A 21,652-nucleotide genomic window follows, 5' to 3' on the forward strand; every position below is an offset into this window, starting at 1 on the left:
ATTTATGGCTGTATTTACCCCAATCGAGCTTGAGGATATTTCTCAATGGATCTCCCAAGACTTTGAAATCGGCGAGGCCACTGCAATTCGCGGCATTCATGGTGGCATCGAAAATTCAAATTTTTTCTTGGACACCACTAAAGATGGCAAGCAGCAGGAATATGTTCTAACGATCTTCGAAAGACTATCTGCCGAACAACTTCCCTTCTATTTGGAGTTGATGCGTCACCTTGCAAATAAAGGCATCCCAGTTCCCAGGCCTATTGAAAATAAACAAGGAGAAATCCTGTTTACCCTCAAAGGCAAGCCCGCAGCCATTGTCACTAAGCTTCCCGGCCTTTCAAGACTGCAACCCGAAGCAAATCATTGCGCCCTAGTTGGTGAGATGCTGGCAAAAATGCATTTGGCTGGAAAAGACTTTCCAAAGTTTCAAGAAAATCTTCGAAGTCTTGCTTGGTGGCAAAAAACGATACCAATGGTATTGCCGCACTTAAACACTTCTCAAAAAGAATTACTCACTCATGAGCTTGCTACTCAAGAGGCATTTTTTAACTCCGCTTCTTATAATGCGCTCCCGCAGGGTTCAAGTCATTGCGATTTGTTCCGAGACAATGTCTTGTTTGATCCGAAAGGTGCAGATACATCTCATGATCAACTAGGCGGTTTCTTTGATTTCTACTTTGCCGGCACAGATAAATGGCTATTTGATATCGCTGTCACAGCTAATGACTGGTGTCTTGCGACCAACAAGCAAGATCTTGATCCCGCATTGCTTGAAGCATTCATGAAAGCTTATCAAGCTATTCGCCCACTAACCAAAGAAGAGCAAGCAAGCTGGCCCCTGATGTTGCGTGCTGCAGCATTGCGTTTCTGGGTATCGAGATTATGGGATTTCTATTTACCGCGTGATGCTCAAATGCTAACTCCGCATGACCCCGCACATTTTGAACGCATTCTTTTAAGTCGTCGATCCCTATGAAACTGAATTACGTAGCACCTAAAGAAGGTTACACCTGGATTAGACAGGGCATTTGGCTCTTTAAGCAGAATCCACTAGGTTTCTTGATGCTGGTTTTTATGTATGTATTTGCAGCGCAGCTGGCAGTCATCGTTCCAGTTATCGGCGTTTTCGCAGTCTTGCTGCTCACACCAACACTGTCAGTAGGTTTTATGACTGCTTGCCGCCAAGCGATTCAAAAAGAACGCATCAGACCAATGGTCTATTTAGTTGCTTTACAGTCCAGCCCGATTGTGCGCAAAAGAATTTTGCAACTTGGCTTGATATACACAGCTTTGGTTTTACTGCTGAGCTTTACATTAAGCCTCTTAGTCGACTTTGAGTTACTGATTCCACTCATGACCAGCGATAAGACTATTACGCCAGAGGCACTTCGTCAGGTTTATTTAGCCCTATTTTTTGGCGCAATTCTTTATGTGCCAATAGCGATGTTGATGTGGTTCTCGCCCGTTTTAGTTGCCTGGGCAGATATGTCAGTAGCTCAGGCTTTGTTTTCGAGTTGCTTGGCATGCTGGACGAATAAAGCTGCGTTCTTTCTGTATCTCTCCATTTGGGGTGCCGTTCTGATTGCAATCCCACTCATGGTGGGCATGATTTTTGATGCAATCGATCTGGGACAAGCAGCCTCATACATCATAGCCCCCATCTCTATGGCTGGTCTAACGGTGATGCACTGCTCTTTTTACGCGACCTGGAAAGCCTGCTTTACAGAAGACGAAGTAGCCTTAAACAGCTAATTAATCAATGGCAGCAAGCTTAGCAATGCTAAGTTGCAGCCATTTAACGCCGTGACGTTTGAAATTTACTTGTGCTCTTGCATCGGCGTCTACACCTTCCAATCCAGTCACGCGCCCCTCGCCAAATTTGGTGTGGAACACATTTTGCCCAATCGTAAATGGATAATTTCCGCGCGGTGGAGAAGCCAATCTTTTTATTTCCATAGAAGCTGAACCAACTCGTTTAGCCGGTCTTTGACGCTCGGAACCTGAATCAAAAAAGTCATTGGATTCATATTCACGCTGACGGGTATAACCATCTTGCCAAGTTGCTCCCGATCTTGAGTTGCCTCCACCCCAGCGCGCATCTCTTGCCTTAGGAGTAAGCCACTTCAATGAATCTGATGGGAGCTCCTCCAAAAAGCGAGAAGGCATGTTGTAACGAACTTGACCATGCAGCATTCGTGATTGAGTATGGGATAAATACAAGCGCTCCTTGGCGCGAGTAATAGCCACATACATTAAACGTCGTTCTTCTTCCAAGCCATTTTGTTCATTCACACTATTCTCATGAGGAAATAAACCCTCTTCAAGACCAGTAATGAAAACCGAAGTAAATTCCAAGCCTTTAGCTGAATGCACTGTCATTAGTTGAACTGCATCTTGACCAGCCTGCGCTTGGTTGTCGCCAGCTTCTAATGAAGCGTGCGATAAAAATGCTGCCAAGGGAGAAACGTCTACATCACCTGGAGCATTTTCTCCTGGCAACATCGCAGCAGCCGCATCTTGTCCATACCCCTCTTCAGCAATAAATGCTGTTGCTGCATTAATTAATTCCTGCAAGTTCTCAACGCGATCTTGCCCTTCGCGCTCAGAAAGATAGTGTTGAATCAAACCACTATTCTGAATGACAAACTCCACTGTCTCAGGCAAAGTGTTGTGTCGAGTAGCCTCACGCATATGATCTACTAATCGCACAAATCCACCAAGCGCAGCGCCTGCCTTACCCTCCAGAGAAGAGGCGGCTAAATACAGAGAGCATTGCTGCGCTCTTGCGGCATCTTGCAATGCCTCAATAGATCTTGCGCCAATTCCACGAGTTGGAAAATTAACCACGCGTGAAAATGAAGTGTCATCATTCGGGTTCTCAAGCAAACGCAAATATGCAAGAGCGTGTTTAATTTCGGCACGCTCGAAGAAGCGCAATCCACCATAAACGCGATAAGGAATACCCGCTGAAAACAAAGCATGCTCAATGATTCGAGACTGCGCATTACTACGATAAAGCAAAGCGATTTCAGTACGCTTGATCCCACTATTCACCAAAGCTTTAATCTCATCCACCAACCAGGTGGCTTCAGCATGATCACTGGGCGCCTCATAGATACGAACCGGCTCGCCATGGCCAGCGTCGGTTCGTAGATTTTTACCAAGGCGTTCAGAGTTATTGGCAATTAAATGATTTGCAGTATCCAGGATATGGCCGTGTGAACGATAGTTCTGCTCTAGCTTCACTAGTAATGGATGAAATTGCTTTTCATAAAGACGCATGTTTTCAACATCGGCACCACGGAAAGCGTAAATACTTTGGTCATCATCACCAACAGCAAATACCGAACTACTACCCATTCCACTAATATTGATTCGACTTGCATCATGACCCGATAACAATTTCAACCACGCATACTGCAAAGCATTAGTGTCCTGAAACTCATCAATCAGAATATGACGGAAGCGCTCTTGATAATGCGTCCGAATAGGTTCGCTATGTTTAAGTAGTTCATAACTACGCAATAGAAGCTCAGCAAAATCAACTACACCCTCACGTTGACATTGTTCATCGTAAGCCGCATACAGTTGCGCCATTTTTGCCTGAAAATCGTCGCCAACCGCCAAATCCTTAGCGCGCTGTCCTCGCTCTTTGGCATGTGCAATGAAGTACTGCAATTGTTTTGCGGGGTATTTTTCATCATCAACTTTCAAGCCCTTTAATAGACGCTTGATAGCAGATAGTTGATCTTGGGTATCCAAAATCTGGAATGTGGAAGGCAATCCCGCTTCTTTGTGATGAGCGCGCAATAAACGGTTACATAGGCCATGAAAGGTACCAATCCACATCCCCCGAGTATTAATGGGCAACATGGCGCTGAGACGGAGCATCATCTCTTTGGCGGCCTTATTGGTAAAGGTTACAGCCAGGATGCCAATAGGCGATACCTGCCCGGTCTGAATCAACCAGGCTATACGGGTGGTAAGGACGCGGGTCTTGCCGCTCCCAGCGCCAGCCAAAATCAAGGCTGATTGGGCTTGGCCATTTTCATTAACAGGCGGGAGGGTCACTGCCTCGCGCTGTTCTGGATTGAGGTTCGCGAGCAAGTCTGAGTACATCAGCCCAATTATAATTTGCCTCTTATGCCAAATGCCTCAAATACCCCTAATTCACCAACGGCTAGCTCAGCAGATGAACTCGCCAAATCCTATGAACCCGCCCCGATAGAAGCCCACTGGGGTCCAGAATGGGAGCGCCGCGGCATTGCCGATGCCAGCATGGATGAGGGCAAAGGTGATTTTTCTATTCAGCTACCTCCCCCTAACGTCACAGGCACCCTTCACATGGGTCACGCCTTTAATCAAACCATCATGGATGGCTTGGTTCGTCATGCGCGGATGTCGGGCAAAAATACCCTTTGGGTTCCCGGCACTGATCATGCCGGTATTGCCACTCAAATTGTGGTCGAGCGTCAATTAGATGCACAAAAAATATCTCGCCACGATTTAGGTCGCGATAAGTTCTTGGAAAAAGTGTGGGAGTGGAAAGAAACATCTGGCAACACCATCACACGTCAAATTCGTCGTTTAGGCGCTTCGATTGATTGGGGTAAAGAATATTTCACAATGGACAGCAAGATGTCCAAGGCAGTAGTTGAAGTTTTTGTTCGCCTGCATGAGCAAGGTTTGATTTATCGCGGCAAACGTTTAGTGAACTGGGATCCCGTTCTTGGTACTGCCGTCTCTGATTTAGAAGTGGTTAGCGAAGAAGAAGATGGCTCAATGTGGCATATCCGTTATCCATTGACAGATGGATCGGGTCACCTGACAGTTGCCACCACTCGCCCTGAAACCCTGCTGGGTGACGTCGCCGTCATGGTGAATCCAGAGGATGAGCGTTACAAGCATCTCATTGGCAAATCAGTCAACTTGCCTTTATGCGATCGCCAAATTCCCATCATTGCTGATGATTATGTAGATTTGAACTTTGGAACCGGTGTTGTCAAAGTAACTCCTGCGCACGACTTCAACGACTATGCAGTAGGTCAACGTCATCAATTACCAATGATCAACATCCTCACTTTGGATGCCATGATTAATGAAAATGCTCCAGCAGCATACAGGGGCATGGAACGTTTTGCAGCACGCAAACAAGTAGTAACAGATTTAGATGCTGCTGGCCTATTAGAAAAAGTTCAGCCACATAAATTGATGGTGCCACGTGGTGATCGAACTCAAACCATTATTGAGCCAATGCTCACGGATCAATGGTTTGTCGCTATGTCCAAACCAAGCCCTGATAATAAATATCAGCCAGGCTCTTCGATTGCAGGCGCAGCATTAGATGCGGTTACCAAGGGCGATATCAAACTCGTTCCTGAAAATTGGATTAATACCTATACACAATGGTTGGAAAATATTCAGGACTGGTGCATCTCTCGTCAACTTTGGTGGGGCCACCAAATCCCAGCTTGGTATGGTGATGATGGGCAGATTTTTGTTGGTCGCTCTGAAGAAGAAGCTAAGGCCAAAGCTGCTGCCGCAGGCTATACCGGCAAACTTAATCGCGACCCAGATGTTCTCGATACTTGGTTCAGCTCTGCCCTTGTACCTTTTAGCTCATTAGGTTGGCCTGATGAAACTCCAGCACTAAATCATTTCTTACCCTCCTCTGTTTTAGTCACTGGATTTGACATTATTTTCTTCTGGGTAGCCCGCATGGTCATGATGACCTGCCACTTCACAGGAAAGGTGCCATTTCATACGGTCTATGTGCATGGTCTAGTACGTGATGCTGAAGGTCAAAAAATGAGCAAGTCCAAAGGCAATACTTTGGATCCAATTGACTTAATAGATGGCATCAAGATTGAGGAGTTAGTAAGCAAGCGAACTACTGGCCTCATGAATCCAAAACAGGCGGAGAGTATTAGCAAGAAAACCAAAAAAGAATTTCCGGATGGTATTCCAGCTTTTGGTACTGATGCCTTGCGTTTTACTTTTGCATCCCTAGCTTCGCTTGGCCGCAATATCAATTTTGACCAAAAACGTTGCGAGGGTTATCGTAATTTCTGCAACAAACTTTGGAACGCCACACGCTTTGTTCTGATGAACTGCCCTGGCAATGATGAAGATAATGGCTTAGCGCCATGCGACAACCAATGCGGTCCTGATGGTTATTTAGACTTTTCGCCTGCAGATAAATGGATCGTATCTCAACTCCAAAGAACTGAAGCCGATGTCGCCAAAGGATTTGAGAATTACCGCTTTGACAATATTGCCAGCAGCATCTACCAATTTGTTTGGGATGAGTATTGTGATTGGTATCTAGAGCTTGCTAAAGTTCAACTACAAACAGGCACACCGGCACAGCAACGCGCCACTCGTCGCACGCTCTTGCGTGTCTTAGAAACCATTCTGCGCTTAGCGCACCCATTAATTCCATTCATTACCGAAACGCTTTGGCAAACCGTTGGTCCAAAGTCTGGAAAAGATTTGGCACAGCAAGCCAAACAAACTATTGCTCTTCAACCTTACCCTGTTGCCCAGCCTGAGAAAATCGATGAGCAAAGTGAAGCTTGGGTTGCACAAGTTAAGGCGATTGTGGATGCGTGTCGTAACTTGCGTGGTGAGATGCAAGTTCCCCCAGGGCAAAAGGTTCCACTGTGGATCTTCGGGCCACAAGAGTTCCTAAAAATAGCCACTCCTTATCTCATGGCACTGGCTAAGTTAACGGAAGTAAAAATTTACACTGATGAATCTGCGCTTGAAAAAGATGCTCCTGGGGCACCAATAGCGCTGGTGGGCGATATCAAGCTTTTACTCAAGATTGAGGTGGATGTCGCAGCCGAACGTGTTCGCCTGGGCAAGGAAATTGAGCGCCTAGCCAATGAAATCAATAAAGCTAAGGGCAAGCTAACCAACGAAAGCTTTGTGGCTCGCGCCCCAGCAGAAGTGGTTGCACAGGAAAAACAACGTCTGGCAGGATTTGAACAAAATCATGAGAAGCTTGTTGCACAATTAGAGCGTCTCAAATAAGTAGCACTCAAATAAAGCGATTGGAAGTCATATGCCATTAAGCACTAAAGCAGTCACCAAAGCAGTCTTTCCGGTTGCGGGCCTAGGCACACGCTTCTTGCCCGCCACTAAGGCCAGCCCTAAAGAGATGCTGAATGTGGTCGACAAGCCACTAATTCAATACGCGGTTGAAGAAGCTATCGCTGCAGGCATCACTGAAATGATTTTCGTTACTGGACGTAGTAAACGAGCTATTGAAGATCACTTTGATAAAGCCTATGAACTTGAAGCTGAGTTAGAAGCGAAAAATAAACAGGCACTTCTTGAGATTGTCCGCAGCGTAAAACCGAGTCATGTAGATTGTGTCTATGTGCGACAGCCAGAGGCTCTTGGCCTTGGCCATGCGGTATTGTGCGCAGAAAAACTAGTGCGTGACGAACCATTCGCCATCATTCTGGCTGATGACTTATTGGATGGCCAACCACCCGTTCTTAAGCAAATGTTAAAAGTCTTTGAAGAGCAGAATGGATCAGTACTAGCCGTAGAAAAGATTGATCCAGCCAAGAGTAGCTCGTACGGCATTGTTTCAGGCACTGAAGTATCAAAAGGCATTCATCGCCTCAATGGCATTGTAGAAAAGCCTCAACCAAAAGACGCACCGTCCAATCTCGCAGTTGTTGGTCGCTATGTTTTGTCATCTGACATCTTCAGTCATATACGTAATCTCAAGCCAGGTGCGGGTGGTGAAATTCAACTCACTGATGCCATCGCCTCTTTGTTAAAAGAAGAGCTGGTTTTTGCCTATGAATATGATGGTGTGCGCTATGACTGCGGCAGCAAATTGGGCTACCTCAAAGCTTCTGTAGAGTTTGCCTTGCGTCACCCAGAGGTATCTAGTGACTTTGCTGACTATCTCAAGAGTCGCTCTTTAAGCTAAACACTGGGTAGACAAAATACAAAAGGCAGAGGTCGAACTCTGCCTTTTTTCTTGCCTCAATGAACGTCCAAATTTATGTGCTCACTCAAAGATAAGAGATGTTTGCTTATCTACGTTTCATAAAGAAAACTAGCACATCACCTTCAGTTGTACTGGCGAGCAGCTCATTTCCAGTTTGTTTAGCAAAAGCCGGAAAGTCATGGGCAGCCCCCGCATCCGTTGCTTTAATCTTCAATACTTCTCCAGATTGCATCGTTGCTAAAGCTTTTTTTGTACGCAAGATAGGCAAAGGGCAATTCATCCCAATGGCATCGACCTCTGCATTAAAGGCAATATTCACAGCTTCACTCATTTGCTTGCTACCCAATCTTTAACACTCTCTAGAGCAGAACCCAATTTACTCGGATCCGTGCCCCCAGCCATTGCCATCTCAGGCTTGCCACCACCCTTACCACCAACCTGTTGAGCAACAAAGTTCACTAGATCGCCTGCCTTCAATTTACCTATGGAGTCCGCAGTTACACCTGCAATCAAACTCACCTTGCCACCTTGCACCGAGGCTAAAACAATAGCGGCAGTCTTTAGCTTTGCTTTAAGTGCGTCCATTGTCTCCCGTAGCACGCCAGCATCCGCACCATCCAAACGAGCAGCAAGTACTTTGATGCCGTTCACATCGATCGCTTGACTAGCTAACTCATCACCTTGGCTTGCTGCTAATTTAGAATTGGCTTTCTCTAGTTCGCGCTCAGCCTGTCGCAGGCTTTCTTGCAATTGCGCAACACGATTTACCAAATCCCCAGGGTGTGTTTTAAGGATGCTCGCAGCCTCATTGACCCTGTCTTCTAAGTTTTGTAAAAACTGTAATGCGTTCTTTCCAGTGACAGCTTCCACCCGACGAATACCCGCAGCCACGCCACCTTCTGAAACAATCTTTAAGCTGCCAATATCCCCAGTGCGTGACACGTGAGTACCGCCACATAGCTCCTTAGAAGAGCCAATCTCCAGAACACGCACCTCATCACCATACTTCTCACCAAAGAGCATCATGGCACCCGTCTTTTGTGCGTCATCCAAAGACATCACCTTGCCAGAGGTGGCTGTATTTTCAAGAATCTCTAGATTCACAATATCCTCAATACGACGAATTTGCTCAGCCGTAATTGGCGCATTGTGAGTAAAGTCGAAACGGGTCTTAGTAGCATCAACCAACGAACCCTTTTGTTGCACATGATCACCCAACACTTCGCGTAACGCTTTATGCAAGATGTGAGTTGCACTGTGGTTGCGCATCGTGTCAGTTCTTTGCTGTGCATCTACCAATGCATTCAGTACATCCCCAACCTTGAGCTCACCCTCAAGCACTTCGCCCTGATGACCAAACACATCCGCTTGGATCTTAAAAGTATCTTCCACGGCAAAGCGAATGCTTTCATTACGAAGTTCCCCCTTATCACCAACCTGACCACCAGACTCGGCATAAAAAGGAGTGTTATCCAAGACAATCACGGCTGCATCACCAGCTTTGACAGACGACACAGCTGAGCCATCAACATACAAGGCAGTCACTTTAGCGCCTTCGTGTTTTAGAGTGTCATAGCCATGAAACTGAGTTGGCGCACCTTTGTAATCTAATCCCTGAGCTACCTTGAACTTTCCCGCAGCCCTAGCCTGATCACGCTGCTTTTGCATCGCCAGCTCAAAACCATCCGCATCAACAGTAACGCCGCGTTCACGACAAACATCAGCCGTCAAATCCAACGGGAACCCAAAAGTGTCATGTAGACGGAAAGCTGTCTCACCATCAACTACTTTTGCGCCGCCTGCTAAAGCGCCGTCCAAAATTTCCATACCATTAGCAATCGTTTGGAAGAAACGCTCTTCTTCTTGCTTGAGTACTTCGCTAACCTTGTCTTGTGCTGCACGCAATTCTGGATAAGCATCGCCCATTTCTTTTACAAGCGCTGGTACCAATTGATAAAAGAATGGTTTACGGGCACCTAGCTTATATCCATGTCGAATCGCACGACGGGCAATGCGACGCAATACATACCCTCGTCCAGCATTACCTGGAATCACGCCATCAACCACAATAAAGCTGCAGGCGCGGATGTGGTCAGCGATCACTTTCAAGGAGGGGCTCGCCGCATCGCAGTTACCCCCGCCAGCAGCATCTACCGCCTCCTTTGAGGCTTTGAGCAAATTAACGAAAAGATCGATTTCATAATTGGAGTGAACATGCTGCAACACAGCGGCAATACGCTCAAGACCCATACCAGTATCAACACTAGGCTTTGGTAACGGATGCATCACACCCGCTTCGTCCCGGTTGAATTGCATAAAAACATTGTTCCAAATTTCGATGAAGCGATCGCCATCCTCATCTGGGCTTCCAGGAGGGCCGCCAGGAATGTGCTCGCCGTGATCGTAGAAGATTTCAGTACAAGGACCACACGGTCCCGTATCACCCATCATCCAAAAATTATCTGATGCGTAACGTGCACCCTTGTTATCACCGATCCTAATGATGCGATCAGCGGGTACTCCTATTTGTTTATTCCAAATCTCGTACGCCTCATCATCCTCTGCGTATACGGTTACCAAGAGTTTTTCTTTAGGTAATTCAAAGACTTGCGTTAATAAATCCCATGCAAATTGGATTGCGTCTTTCTTGAAATAGTCTCCAAACGAGAAATTTCCCAGCATTTCAAAAAAGGTGTGATGGCGGGCTGTATACCCGACGTTATCCAAATCGTTGTGCTTTCCTCCGGCCCGAATGCACTTTTGGGCCGTCGTAGCGCGTTGATATGGGCGCTTATCAAAGCCTAAAAACACATCTTTAAACTGGTTCATTCCCGCATTAGTAAATAGCAGGGTTGGGTCATCACCTGGCACCACAGGGCTAGATGGAACGATTTGGTGGCCTTTTTGGGCAAAGAAGTCCAGGTAAGCCTGGCGAATTTGGGAGACTTTCATGGCAATAATTATCGCATTGGCACTAGCCTAGGGCAAACGCTAGACAAGAAGCCCCAAACCTGCCTTACAATCCCACAACATCAATAAAAATCGACAGTTAAGTCGACAACAAGGAGAGCAACTTGAAAATTCGCAATCAACGGGATTTTGGGGCTGGAGTCATGTATATAGTGATCGGCCTCTTCTTCACCATCATGGCAACTCAATACCCTATGGGCACCGCTGCAAAAATGGGTCCAGGGTATTTCCCATTCTTCTTGGGCATCCTAATGGCCCTCCTGGGACTTTTGGTTTTAGTTCAGTCACTCAATGCAAAAGCGGCGATTGAAAGTATCCCAAAATTCAACTGGCGAATCATCGCTCAAATTACTGGTTCAGTAATTCTTTACGGTTTATTGTTACCGCGTCTTGGATTTTTAATTGCAGTGGTTGTTTTAGTTTTAGTATCTGCAAGCGCTAGCAAGGAATTCACTTGGAAAGGCTCATTAATTAATGCAGGCTTCCTTGTTGCATTTACTTATTCAGTATTCGTGTTGGGCCTGAAACTTCAGTTCCCACTCCTGCCTGTATTCCTACAACAATAACGAACCGGGACTCTGAAAATGGATTTATTTGCTAACCTAGCACTCGGTTTCGATACCGCGTTCACATTACAAAATCTTCTCTACTGCCTTATCGGCTGTATTTTAGGGACTCTCATCGGCGTATTGCCAGGTCTTGGCCCAATCGCAACCATTGCGATGCTTTTGCCAGCTACTTATGCCTTACCTCCAATCGCAGCACTGATTATGTTAGCTGGTATCTACTACGGCTCTCAATACGGTGGTTCAACAACCGCGATCCTACTAAACATTCCAGGGGAGACCTCCTCGGTGGTAACGGCAATTGATGGTTACCAGATGGCTCGCAATGGCCGCGCTGGTGTTGCTCTCTTTACTGCTGGTATGGGTTCGTTCTTCGCTGGTTGCGTGGCAACTTTAGTATTGGCTGCCTTTGCCGCGCCACTGTCTCAGTTGGCCTTTAAGTTCGGTCCTGCCGAATACTTCTCCTTGATGGTCTTAGGTTTAATTGGTGCGGTTGTATTGGCATCCGGCTCTTTGATTAAGGCTATTGGCATGATCATCTTAGGCCTTTTAATGGGCCTGATTGGCACTGACGTTAACTCAGGCGTATCTCGTTATGCTTTTGATATCCCTGAATTGAGCGATGGCATCGGTTTCGTAGCAGTTGCCATGGGCGTATTTGGTTTTGCCGAGATCATGGGTAACCTAGAGAAGTCTGGCGAAGATGAGGGCTTCCTCAATAAGCTCACTAGCATGGTTCCAACTAAATCTGATGTGAAACGCATGGTTCCATCTATTTTGCGTGGAACAACGATTGGTTCCGTTTTAGGTATCTTGCCAGGTGGTGGCGCCGCTTTGGCAGCCTTTGGCGCTTACTCAGTTGAGAAAAAATCTTCCAAGTACAGTCATGAGTTTGGTAAAGGCGCCATTGAAGGTGTCGCAGGTCCAGAAGCAGCAAATAATGCGGCTGCTCAAACCTCATTCATTCCATTACTTACATTAGGTATTCCACCAAACGCAGTGATGGCCTTGATGGTGGGCGCAATGACGATTCACAACATTCAACCTGGTCCACAAGTGATGACCAGCAATCCAGCATTGTTCTGGGGTCTGATTGCCTCCATGTGGATTGGTAACGTGATGTTGATCCTCTTGAACTTGCCACTCATTGGCATTTGGGTGAAGCTCTTGAAGATTCCTTATCGCTTCCTCTACCCAGCTATTTTGGTGTTCTGCTGTATAGGCGTGTATACCGTTAATAACACCGTATTTGATGTATATGTAACAGCGGGCTTCGGCTTGATTGGTTACCTATTCTTCAAGCTAGGCTGCGAACCACCTCCATTGCTATTGGGCTTTGTGCTCGGACCAATGATGGAAGAGAACTTCCGCCGCGCCTTATTGCTGTCCCGCGGTGACTTCACTACTTTCGTAACCCGTCCACTTTCCTTGGGTCTGCTAATCGCAGCAGCCCTCCTAGTGGTGATCGTGGCACTGCCTGCAGTGAAGAAAACTCGTGAAGAGGCATTCGTGGAAGATTAATTTCTACCGCCTCTCTAGAAACAAGCCCGCTGTAGTTTGCGGGCTTTTTCTTTATGGGTCTCGGGGTTTTCTCTACAATGTGGCTATGTCCCAAGATAGCAAACCCTCCAAACCAAATGCCGGCGCCGCGGCCGAACCCTCCAACTTCTTACGCCAAATCATCGATCAAGATTTAGCGAGCGGGGCTTTTTCTCAGCGCACCAATTTAGCAGGGGAAGCTATTCCATCCGTCATCACGCGTTTTCCGCCAGAACCTAATGGATATTTGCATATTGGTCACGCCAAAAGTATCTGCTTGAACTTTGGCCTAGCCGCTGATTACAACAATCAAGCTGGCGGTGCTCGCTGCAATATGCGTCTCGATGACACCAATCCAGTTAAAGAAGATGTTGAGTACGCCGATAGTATTTTGGATGCGGTGAAATGGCTCGGGTTCGATTGGGGCACACATCTTTATCACGCGAGCGATTACTTTGATCATCTCTATGAATTTGCCGAGATTTTGATTCAGAACGGTAAGGCCTATGTGGATAGTCAAAGCGCTGAAGACATCCACACCAATCGCGGTAATTTTGGCCAAGCAGGAAAAAATAGTCCTTATCGCAATCGCAGCCCTGAAGAAAATCTCGCATTATTTCGAGAGATGCGCGATGGAAAGTACAAAGATGGCGAACACGTTCTGCGCCTGAAGATTGACATGTCGCATCCGAATATAGTCATGCGCGATCCCGTTGTATATCGCATTCGCCATACCGACCATCATCGCACTGGAAACAAGTGGTGCATCTACCCGCTATACGACTTTACTCATTGCATCTCAGATGCACTAGAAAATGTCTCTCACTCCATATGTACGTTGGAGTTTGAAAACAATCGTCCACTCTATGACTGGATTGTGAACTCACTAAAAGAGCTTGGCGTCTTCAAAGACCCCGTTCCGCATCAATATGAATTCGCTCGCCTCAATCTGACCTACACCATCACCAGCAAACGCAAACTCTTGCAGCTTGTTGAAGAAAAGCATGTAGAAGGCTGGGATGATCCGCGTATGCCTACCATCGTTGGTATTCGACGTCGTGGCTATACCCCTGAAAGTATTCGTTTATTTTGTGAACGTATTGGCGTATCAAAAGCAGATAGTTGGATTGATATGAGCACTCTTGATCAAGCCTTACGCGATGATCTTGAAGTTAGGGCACCACGAGCTACTGCAGTACTTAAACCATTAAAACTTATTGTTGAAAATTTTGATGCTTCAGCAAAAGAAGCATGTTCCGCACCACGCCACCCAAATCATCCAGAGTGGGGTAATCGTGACTTTAATTTCACACGTGAACTGTGGATTGAGGCGGATGACTTTATGCAAGAGCCTATCAAAGGATTCTTCAGGCTATACCCACCGATTGGGGATCAGCCTGGTAGTCGCGTTCGTTTGCGCCATGGCTTTGTCGTTGAATGCACTGGATTTCAAACCGATGCACAAGGCAACGTCACACAAGTTACTGTGACTCATTTCCCAGATAGCAAGAGCGGTACTCCAGGATCTAATGATTACAAAGTCAAAGGCAATATTCATTGGATCAGCGCCGCCGAAGCCATCCCTGCAGAAGTGCGCCTTTACGATCACCTCTTTACTGATCCACATCCAGATAGCGGTGATAAAAATTTCTTGGATGCTATTAATCCCAATTCCAAGCAAACTATTGAAGCCTATCTAGAGCCTTCTATGAAGGATGTCAAAGCTGAAGATCGTTTTCAGTTTGAACGACATGGCTACTTTGTTGCCGATAAAAATGACTCCAAACCTGGCAAGCCAGTATTTAACCGCACAGTTGGCCTTAAGGATTCTTGGAAATAGTTTTTAAAAAATGTTTTACGCTGGGATAGCGAAGTGGTCTTTTGAGTTCATGTAAACGTGTGTTTGTCACTCTGCGTGACTCTCGCATAAACGACCAAAGCATTGGGCTGACCAATTTTTGCAGTTCATCTCTAGGTAATCTTTCTGGCCTCGCCAATCCAAAAGCATCAGCAACTTCATCAAAGTAATCGCCCATTTTGGATTCCTGACCATCGCAGGCATTAATCACCCGCTGCGGCTTAGAAAAATAAACTGCTGCGCATACCAGTCTCGCTAAATCATCACTATGTATATGGTTGGAATATGCATCTTCCTGCGGCACTAAGGCGGGTGTTTTAGCTTGAAGACGTTGGAGCGGAAGGCGGTCCGCAGCATAAATACCTGGCACACGCAAAATCGTTAAAGTTACCCCATGCGCAGGCGCCCAAAGACGCAAAGCACGCTCCGCATCAACTCGCCTCTTGGCGCGCTCACTCTGGGGATTAACTGGGGTCACTTCACTCACCTTAGCGCCCCGATGATCACCATACACGCCAGTCGTGCTGATATAAATCAGGCGCCTGACGGTATTAGAGCCTTGGGATAAAATTCGGAGTAGGTTGCGGGTTCGGCAATCACGATTCCCACTATTTTGCGGTGGCGCCAAATGAATCACGGTTTGAGCTAAACCGCCAAGGCGCCACAAGGATTCTGGATAGTCCAGATTCCCCAAAATTGGAATTGCGCCAACCTCCCTCAACTCCTGAAATCGAGTGCGTTGTGATGTGAGAGCAAAAACACGATGGCTACGCGAAAGCTGTTTAGCCACCCGAAGTCCAATATCTCCGCAGCCAATAATCAGGATTGATGGTTTACCAAAAGATTGCATAAGTGACATCGTAACGATTTTTGAAAGGAATGAGAGTGTCTTACCAAGTCACGCTCAAAACGAGCGGTAAACAATTTACAGTCAATCCAGATGAAAATCTTCTGGAAGCCGCCCTTCGTCAAGGCATTAATCTTCCCTATGGTTGTAAAAATGGGGCTTGTGGCTCTTGCAAAGGCAAAGCTTTAGAAGGGCAAGTCAAGCATGGTCAACATAGCGAAAGCGCTCTTAGCAAAGCAGATGAGACGTCAGGCAGCATTCTGTTTTGTTGCGCGCACCCACTTTCAAACCTCTTAATTGAAGCACGTGAAGTTCAAGGTGCGGGGGATATTGCGATTCGTAAGGTCCCGTGCCGCGTCAATACCATTGAGAAACCAAGTGGCGATGTTGCCATTCTGAAACTTCAACTGCCAGCAGCCGAACGCTTCCAGTTTTTAGCTGGTCAATATATTGAGTTCCTTCTTAAAGATGGTCAGCGTCGCGCGTATTCAATTGCTAATGCTCCCGAGCAAGAGGGGCCACTGGAGTTACATATCCGCCATTTACCTGGTGGCTTATTTACAGACTTTGTCTTTGGCGTATCCACTCCATCTCTAAAAGAGAAAGATATTCTTCGTTTTGAAGGGCCACTAGGGAGTTTCTTTTTAAGGGAAGACTCCAAGAAACCTATCATCTTTGTCGCAGCTGGAACAGGCTTTGCCCCAATCAAATCAATCATTGAGCAAATGCAGGCAAAGAAGATACATCGCCCTATTCATCTTTACTGGGGCGGACGTCGCCCAAGCGATCTATACCTAGATGATCTTTGCAAAAACTGGGCAAATGAGATTGCAGACTTTCAGTACATTCCGGTCATTTCTGATGCTTTGACGGAAGATGCTTGGCATGGTCGCACTGGCTTTGTTCATCAGGCAGTCATGGATGATCATCCAAACATGAAGGGCTTTCAAGTCTATGCTTGTGGCGCCCCAATGATGGTCAATGCCGCCAGAAATGACTTCTCATCCCAATGCCAACTTCCTGAAGAAGAATTTTTTGCAGACTCATTTACCAGCGCGGCTGATTTAGCGATTTCTGAAGAGCTCTAAAAGTCAAATCAGCGAGATAATAGAACTTATTTTTTATTACCAATCATCCTAGACCAGCATGAATAACCCCATACAGCCTATTGATACCCACGCAGTCATGTTTATTACCCCACGCCCAGATGTTGTGATGGTTGAAGGCAAGGGCTCATGGCTTACGGATAACAATGGCAAACGATATTTGGATTTTTTGCAAGGTTGGGCAGTCAATTGCTTAGGTCATGGAAACCCAGGAATGATTGAGGCGCTTAATGCGCAAGCAAAGAAGCTAATTAATCCAAGTCCTGCGTTCTATAACGAACCCATGATTGGACTATCGAACCTGCTAACAGAAAAGAGCTGCTTTGATAAAGTCTTCTTCGCTAATAGCGGTGCCGAAGCTAATGAGGGCGCGATCAAGCTAGCTCGCAAATGGGGTCAACTCAACAAATCTGGCGCATTTGAAATTATTACGTTTGATCATAGTTTTCATGGACGTACATTAGCAACAATGAGCGCCTCAGGAAAACCAGGTTGGGACACAATGTTTGCTCCTCAGGTAGCAGGTTTTCCAAAAGCTGATTTAAATGACTTGGAGTCGGTTAAAAAACTCGTAACCGATAAAACAGTTGCAGTCATGCTTGAGCCAGTTCAGGGTGAAGGTGGTGTGATTCCAGCTACTAAAGAATTTATGCGCGAACTGCGCAAGTTCACCAAAGAAAATAATATCCTTTTAATTGTTGATGAGGTACAAGCGGGTTGCGGTCGAACTGGAACCCTATTTGCCTACCAAAACTACGGCATTGAACCTGACATCATGACCCTAGGCAAAGGCATTGGTGGTGGCGTTCCTTTGGCAGCCTTGCTGGCAACGAATGAGGTGGCTTGCTTTGTACCTGGCGATCAAGGTGGTACCTACAATGGCAATCCACTGATGACAGCTGTTGGCATCAGCGTCATCGAGCAACTCTTAGCCCCAGGATTCTTGGACAGCGTAAAAGCTAAAGGCGAACTACTGAAAGCAGAGTTGCTCAAGCTTTGTGCTGAGTTCAATTTGGAAGGTGAGCGTGGCGAAGGATTGCTACGCGCCTTGATGTTGGGCAAAGATATTGGTGGAAAACTAGTTGAGCTCGCACGTGAACGTAGCCCTGAGGGTTTATTAATTAATTCACCGCGCCCAAACCTATTGCGCTTTATGCCTGCCCTGAATGTATCTGATGATGAAATTCGTCAGATGTGTAATATCCTGCGGGAATTACTCAGAGAAGTAGCCTAAGACTGGTCTTCCGCTTTGCCTGTCTACTCACCTAGATAGGCAGTCTTTACTCTGGGATCCTCAAGTAATTCACTACCTGATCCAGTCAAAGTTATTAAACCGCTTTCCATGACATAAGCACGATTGGCCATCTTTAAGGCAAGGCGTGCATTTTGCTCAACTAGCAAAATAGTCATGCCGTCAGAAGACAGGCTACGAATAACATCAAAGATCGTCTCAACCATAATCGGCGATAAGCCCATAGAAGGCTCATCCAACAGCAATAACTTTGGCTCTGCCATCATCGCCCTGCCCATAGCAACCATTTGCTGTTCTCCACCAGAGAGCGTGCCTGCTAATTGAGACAATCGCTCCTTTAATCTCGGAAAGTATAAGAAGATTTCTTCTAGCTTGCGTGCAACTTGTTTAGCGTCTGATTTTAAATAAGCGCCCATCTGGAGGTTCTCCAAAATAGTCATGCGCTTAAATACGCCGCGCCCCTCTGGAACCATACCCAACCCAAGACGGACTAATTCATAAGCGGGAAGTTTTTTGGTTTCCTGATTTGCAAAATCAATCTCACCAGTTGTTGATGGAAGCAAGCCTGCAATAGCTTTTAAGGTTGAGCTTTTACCAGCGCCATTGGCACCAATTAAGGCAACTAATTCACCATGATCTACATGTAAATCAATCCCCTTAACTGCATTAATGCCTCCATAAGCCACTTTTAAATTTTTCACATTCAAAAGCGCACTCATCATACGGCCCCCTGACCAAGATAAGCCTTAATCACCTCTGGATGCACACGCACATCCGCTGGACTTCCTGAGGCAATCACTTTGCCATAATCCAGTACTGTAAGATTGTCACAGATACCCATGACGAGGCTCACATCATGCTCAATCAGCAAAATTGTTTTCCCGTCAGCTCGAATGCGCAGCAATAATTCGCGCAACTCCAATTTCTCAGTCGCATTCATACCAGCAGCGGGCTCATCTAGCGCTAGAAGTTTGGGCTCAGTTGCCAAGGCCCTCGCTATCTCAAGACGACGTTGATGCCCATAAGAAAGATTTCGAGCTTGCATCTGAGCAAAATCACTCAGACCAACATAAGCCAATAGATTCTGCGCTTTATGTCTTATCTCCCGTTCTTCACGCCTAGTAGATGGAAAACGAAAGATCGCCCCAAGCAAGCCCGCTTTTGATCGACAGTGGCAACCTACCATCACATTTTCAAGAACCGTCATTTCACCAAAAAGACGAATATTTTGAAATGTTCTTGCTAAACCTGACTTAGTAACTTCTGATACAGACTCTGGAAAATAAGACTTGCCATTAAATAAAAAAATTCCTGTATCAGCTGGATACAAGCCCGTAATTACATTAAAGAAAGTTGTCTTGCCAGCTCCATTTGGGCCAATAAGTCCAACAATTGAGCCATGGGGTACTTGCAGACTAACGAATTCAAGAGCTTGGACTCCGCCAAAGCGCTTAGAAACATCGGTTACATCTAAAAGCAAATGGGGAGCTCTCATTACCTTACTCCGCTCTTTTGCCAAATGCCACCAGGGCGATAGAGCATGATCAAAATCAAAGCCAAGCCATAAATCAATTGACGAATAATCTCAACATCCACAATGACATGCCCAAACAGAGCTTGTTGTAATGGTTGAGCGATCCCACGCAAAATTTCTGGGAATATCGCAAGCAATACCGCTCCCAAAATTACCCCTGGTATATGTCCAATACCGCCCAGCACAACCATGGCTAAGATGACAATCGACTCCCAAAGCGTAAATGATTCCGGAGAAACAAAACCTTGAAAGGCTGAAAACAGCACTCCAGCAACGCCAGCAAAAGAGGCGCCAATTGCAAAGGCTAATAACTTCATATTGCGGGTATTAATGCCCATGGCTTTAGCCGCAATCTCATCTTCACGTATCGCCACCCAAGCGCGCCCAATTCGAGAGTCTTGTAAATGCAAGCAAACAATTGTTACTAATATCGCTAGAGATAAAAATAGATAAAACACCAGATACAGGCCTGGAATTTTTATAAATCCCAAATCCAAAGTTTTGGCAAATGAAATGCCAAATAATTGAATTGGGTCTATTGCAGAAATGCCCTTAGGGCCATTGGTGAGATTTAATGGTCTATCTAAATTATTCATAAAGATGCGAATAATTTCACCAAATCCCAAAGTAACGATCGCCAAATAGTCACCACGCAACTGCAGAGTTGGCAAGCCTAAAGTAATTCCAAACAAGGCGGCCAGAACAATCGAGAAGATCGCAACCATCCAAGGTGAAAAATGCATCCCCTCTGGAAATGCCGCCGCAATCGTTTCAAATTGCTGAGGCAAATGAGGTGAAGCCAATAACGCAAAGCTATATGCACCCAGTGCGTAGAAAGCTATATAACCAAGATCTAATAGTCCGGCAAAACCTACAACTACATTTAAACCAAGGGCTAAAACGATATAAAGTAAAGCAAAGTCTAATACCCTGACCCAATAATTACCTCCGCTTGCACCAACTACCCAAGGCAATAGAAGTAAAGCAAGCACACCCAACCAAAGGTAGGCTGGCCGGCTGAGACGATTCATTAAAAAGCTTCTAGGCACGATCTGAAACTTTCTCGCCCAATAAGCCAGTAGGTCGTAAAACTAGTACCAAGATCAAAACAAGGAATGCAAAGATATCTTGATAGTTAGATCCAAATACTCCACCCGTTAGCTCACCAATGTATCCAGCTCCTAATGATTCAATCAAGCCCAAAAGCAAGCCTCCTAGCATTGCGCCTTGCAGATTGCCAATTCCACCAAGAACGGCTGCAGTAAAAGCCTTTAAGCCAGGAATAAAGCCCATATAAAAATGCACATTCCCATAGTTGCTAGCAATCATCACCCCTGCTAAAGCAGCCAATGCGCCACCCAACATAAAGGTAATAGAAATCACGCGATTCGGATTTACACCCATCAGAGAAGCGATTTGAGTTTGCTCAGCAGTGGCGCGCATAGCCCTGCCAAGCTTTGTCTTTTCCACCAAGAACAAAAGGCCTGACATCACTACCAATGCCACTACGATGATGACGATTTCTTTTCCAGTAATCGATGCGCCAGTACCCCATAACTCGATGGGAGTAGATGGTAAAAGTTGGGGATATGTCATCGGATTACGAGACCAAATCATCATCGCAATGGTTTGCAAAAGTATCGACATACCAATCGCTGAGATCAAAGGAGCCAATCGGGGAGCATTGCGTAAAGGGCGATAAGCAATTCGCTCAATCCAATAACTCAAACCCGCACAGACAGCCATAGTGACTGGCAATACGATTAATAGCGTGAGCCAACCCGGCAAATCACTCGTCAGACTCAAAATGAGTCGCAATAAGGAAAGCGATACCATCGCGCCAATCATCAACACTTCACCATGCGCGAAATTAATGATTCCCAAAACGCCATACACCATGGTGTATCCCAACGCAATTAACGCATAGATGCTACCTAGCACTAAGCCGTTAATAATCTGTTGAAGAAGGATATCCATTAAGTAAAGGAATATTAGTCTTAATAAA

The 21,652-nt window shown here is 46.0% G+C and carries 17 protein-coding genes; 9 read left to right on the plus strand and 8 right to left on the minus strand.

What is annotated here, in order from left to right; all coding sequences use genetic code 11:
* The first annotated feature begins 4 nt into the window (after positions 1–4).
* The gene (locus FD973_RS09225; RefSeq protein ID WP_215323128.1) at positions 5–979 is read left to right on the plus strand and encodes a homoserine kinase; all 975 of its coding nucleotides are present in this window, start codon (positions 5–7) and stop codon (positions 977–979) included.
* On the plus strand, positions 976–1,755 hold the full coding sequence (locus FD973_RS09230; protein ID WP_215323129.1) for a BPSS1780 family membrane protein: 780 nt from the start codon (positions 976–978) through the stop codon (positions 1,753–1,755). Before FD973_RS09225 ends, FD973_RS09230 begins: the two co-directional genes overlap by 4 nt.
* On the opposite strand, the gene FD973_RS09235 is transcribed toward FD973_RS09230, so the two are convergent.
* Positions 1,756–4,122, minus strand: coding sequence for a UvrD-helicase domain-containing protein (locus FD973_RS09235; RefSeq protein ID WP_215323131.1), 2,367 nt, complete (start codon positions 4,120–4,122; stop codon positions 1,756–1,758).
* A 24-nt stretch (positions 4,123–4,146) separates the two neighbouring features.
* Here FD973_RS09235 and FD973_RS09240 point away from each other — a divergent pair, with 24 nt between their 5' ends.
* Positions 4,147–7,038: a valine--tRNA ligase gene (locus tag FD973_RS09240; protein WP_215323133.1), complete on the plus strand. Its 2,892-nt coding sequence runs from the start codon at positions 4,147–4,149 to the stop codon at positions 7,036–7,038.
* 31 nt (positions 7,039–7,069) lie between these two features.
* The gene (gene galU, locus FD973_RS09245) at positions 7,070–7,954 is read left to right on the plus strand and encodes a UTP--glucose-1-phosphate uridylyltransferase GalU (RefSeq protein ID WP_215323135.1); all 885 of its coding nucleotides are present in this window, start codon (positions 7,070–7,072) and stop codon (positions 7,952–7,954) included.
* 106 nt (positions 7,955–8,060) lie between these two features.
* On the opposite strand, the gene FD973_RS09250 is transcribed toward galU, so the two are convergent.
* Both FD973_RS09250 and alaS read right to left on the minus strand, forming a co-directional pair.
* Positions 8,061–8,306: a sulfurtransferase TusA family protein gene (locus FD973_RS09250; RefSeq protein ID WP_371816860.1), complete on the minus strand. Its 246-nt coding sequence runs from the start codon at positions 8,304–8,306 to the stop codon at positions 8,061–8,063.
* A complete protein-coding gene (gene alaS / locus FD973_RS09255) occupies positions 8,303–10,927 on the minus strand; it encodes an alanine--tRNA ligase (protein ID WP_215323137.1) in 2,625 nt (874 codons plus the stop codon). Before alaS ends, FD973_RS09250 begins: the two co-directional genes overlap by 4 nt.
* 122 nt (positions 10,928–11,049) lie before the next feature.
* Between alaS and FD973_RS09260 the strand changes: the two genes are divergently transcribed.
* The 3 genes from FD973_RS09260 to FD973_RS09270 all read left to right on the plus strand — a co-directional run bounded on the left by FD973_RS09260 (position 11,050) and on the right by FD973_RS09270 (position 14,890).
* Positions 11,050–11,511: a tripartite tricarboxylate transporter TctB family protein gene (locus FD973_RS09260; RefSeq protein ID WP_215323143.1), complete on the plus strand. Its 462-nt coding sequence runs from the start codon at positions 11,050–11,052 to the stop codon at positions 11,509–11,511.
* 18 nt (positions 11,512–11,529) lie between these two features.
* Positions 11,530–13,032: a tripartite tricarboxylate transporter permease gene (locus FD973_RS09265; protein WP_215323145.1), complete on the plus strand. Its 1,503-nt coding sequence runs from the start codon at positions 11,530–11,532 to the stop codon at positions 13,030–13,032.
* 85 nt (positions 13,033–13,117) lie between these two features.
* Entirely contained in the window at positions 13,118–14,890 is a 1,773-nt protein-coding gene (locus FD973_RS09270) for a glutamine--tRNA ligase/YqeY domain fusion protein (protein WP_215323147.1), read from the plus strand.
* On the opposite strand, the gene FD973_RS09275 is transcribed toward FD973_RS09270, so the two are convergent.
* Positions 14,871–15,767 (minus strand): SDR family oxidoreductase, encoded by an 897-nt coding sequence (locus FD973_RS09275; RefSeq protein ID WP_215323149.1) that lies wholly within the window; start codon positions 15,765–15,767, stop codon positions 14,871–14,873. The genes FD973_RS09270 and FD973_RS09275 overlap by 20 nt on opposite strands.
* 26 nt (positions 15,768–15,793) lie before the next feature.
* On the opposite strand from FD973_RS09275, the gene FD973_RS09280 reads away from it, so the two are divergent.
* The gene (locus FD973_RS09280; protein ID WP_215323151.1) at positions 15,794–16,843 is read left to right on the plus strand and encodes a CDP-6-deoxy-delta-3,4-glucoseen reductase; all 1,050 of its coding nucleotides are present in this window, start codon (positions 15,794–15,796) and stop codon (positions 16,841–16,843) included.
* A gap of 58 nt (positions 16,844–16,901) precedes the next feature.
* The gene (locus tag FD973_RS09285; protein WP_215323153.1) at positions 16,902–18,095 is read left to right on the plus strand and encodes an acetylornithine transaminase; all 1,194 of its coding nucleotides are present in this window, start codon (positions 16,902–16,904) and stop codon (positions 18,093–18,095) included.
* A 23-nt stretch (positions 18,096–18,118) separates the two neighbouring features.
* Here FD973_RS09285 and FD973_RS09290 read toward each other — a convergent pair whose 3' ends face one another.
* The 4 genes from FD973_RS09290 to FD973_RS09305 are packed head-to-tail and all read right to left on the minus strand — an operon-like array spanning position 18,119 to position 21,624.
* On the minus strand, positions 18,119–18,835 hold the full coding sequence (locus FD973_RS09290; protein WP_215323155.1) for an ABC transporter ATP-binding protein: 717 nt from the start codon (positions 18,833–18,835) through the stop codon (positions 18,119–18,121).
* Complete coding sequence (locus tag FD973_RS09295) at positions 18,832–19,608, minus strand: ABC transporter ATP-binding protein (protein ID WP_215323156.1); 777 nt, start codon at positions 19,606–19,608, stop codon at positions 18,832–18,834. Before FD973_RS09295 ends, FD973_RS09290 begins: the two co-directional genes overlap by 4 nt.
* Positions 19,608–20,678: a branched-chain amino acid ABC transporter permease gene (locus FD973_RS09300; RefSeq protein WP_215323157.1), complete on the minus strand. Its 1,071-nt coding sequence runs from the start codon at positions 20,676–20,678 to the stop codon at positions 19,608–19,610. Before FD973_RS09300 ends, FD973_RS09295 begins: the two co-directional genes overlap by 1 nt.
* Positions 20,679–20,688: 10 nt before the next feature.
* Positions 20,689–21,624, minus strand: coding sequence for a branched-chain amino acid ABC transporter permease (locus FD973_RS09305; RefSeq protein ID WP_215323158.1), 936 nt, complete (start codon positions 21,622–21,624; stop codon positions 20,689–20,691).
* Positions 21,625–21,652: the final 28 nt, after the last annotated feature.

Source organism: Polynucleobacter sp. MWH-Braz-FAM2G, from assembly GCF_018687635.1.
GTDB lineage: Bacteria > Pseudomonadota > Gammaproteobacteria > Burkholderiales > Burkholderiaceae > Polynucleobacter.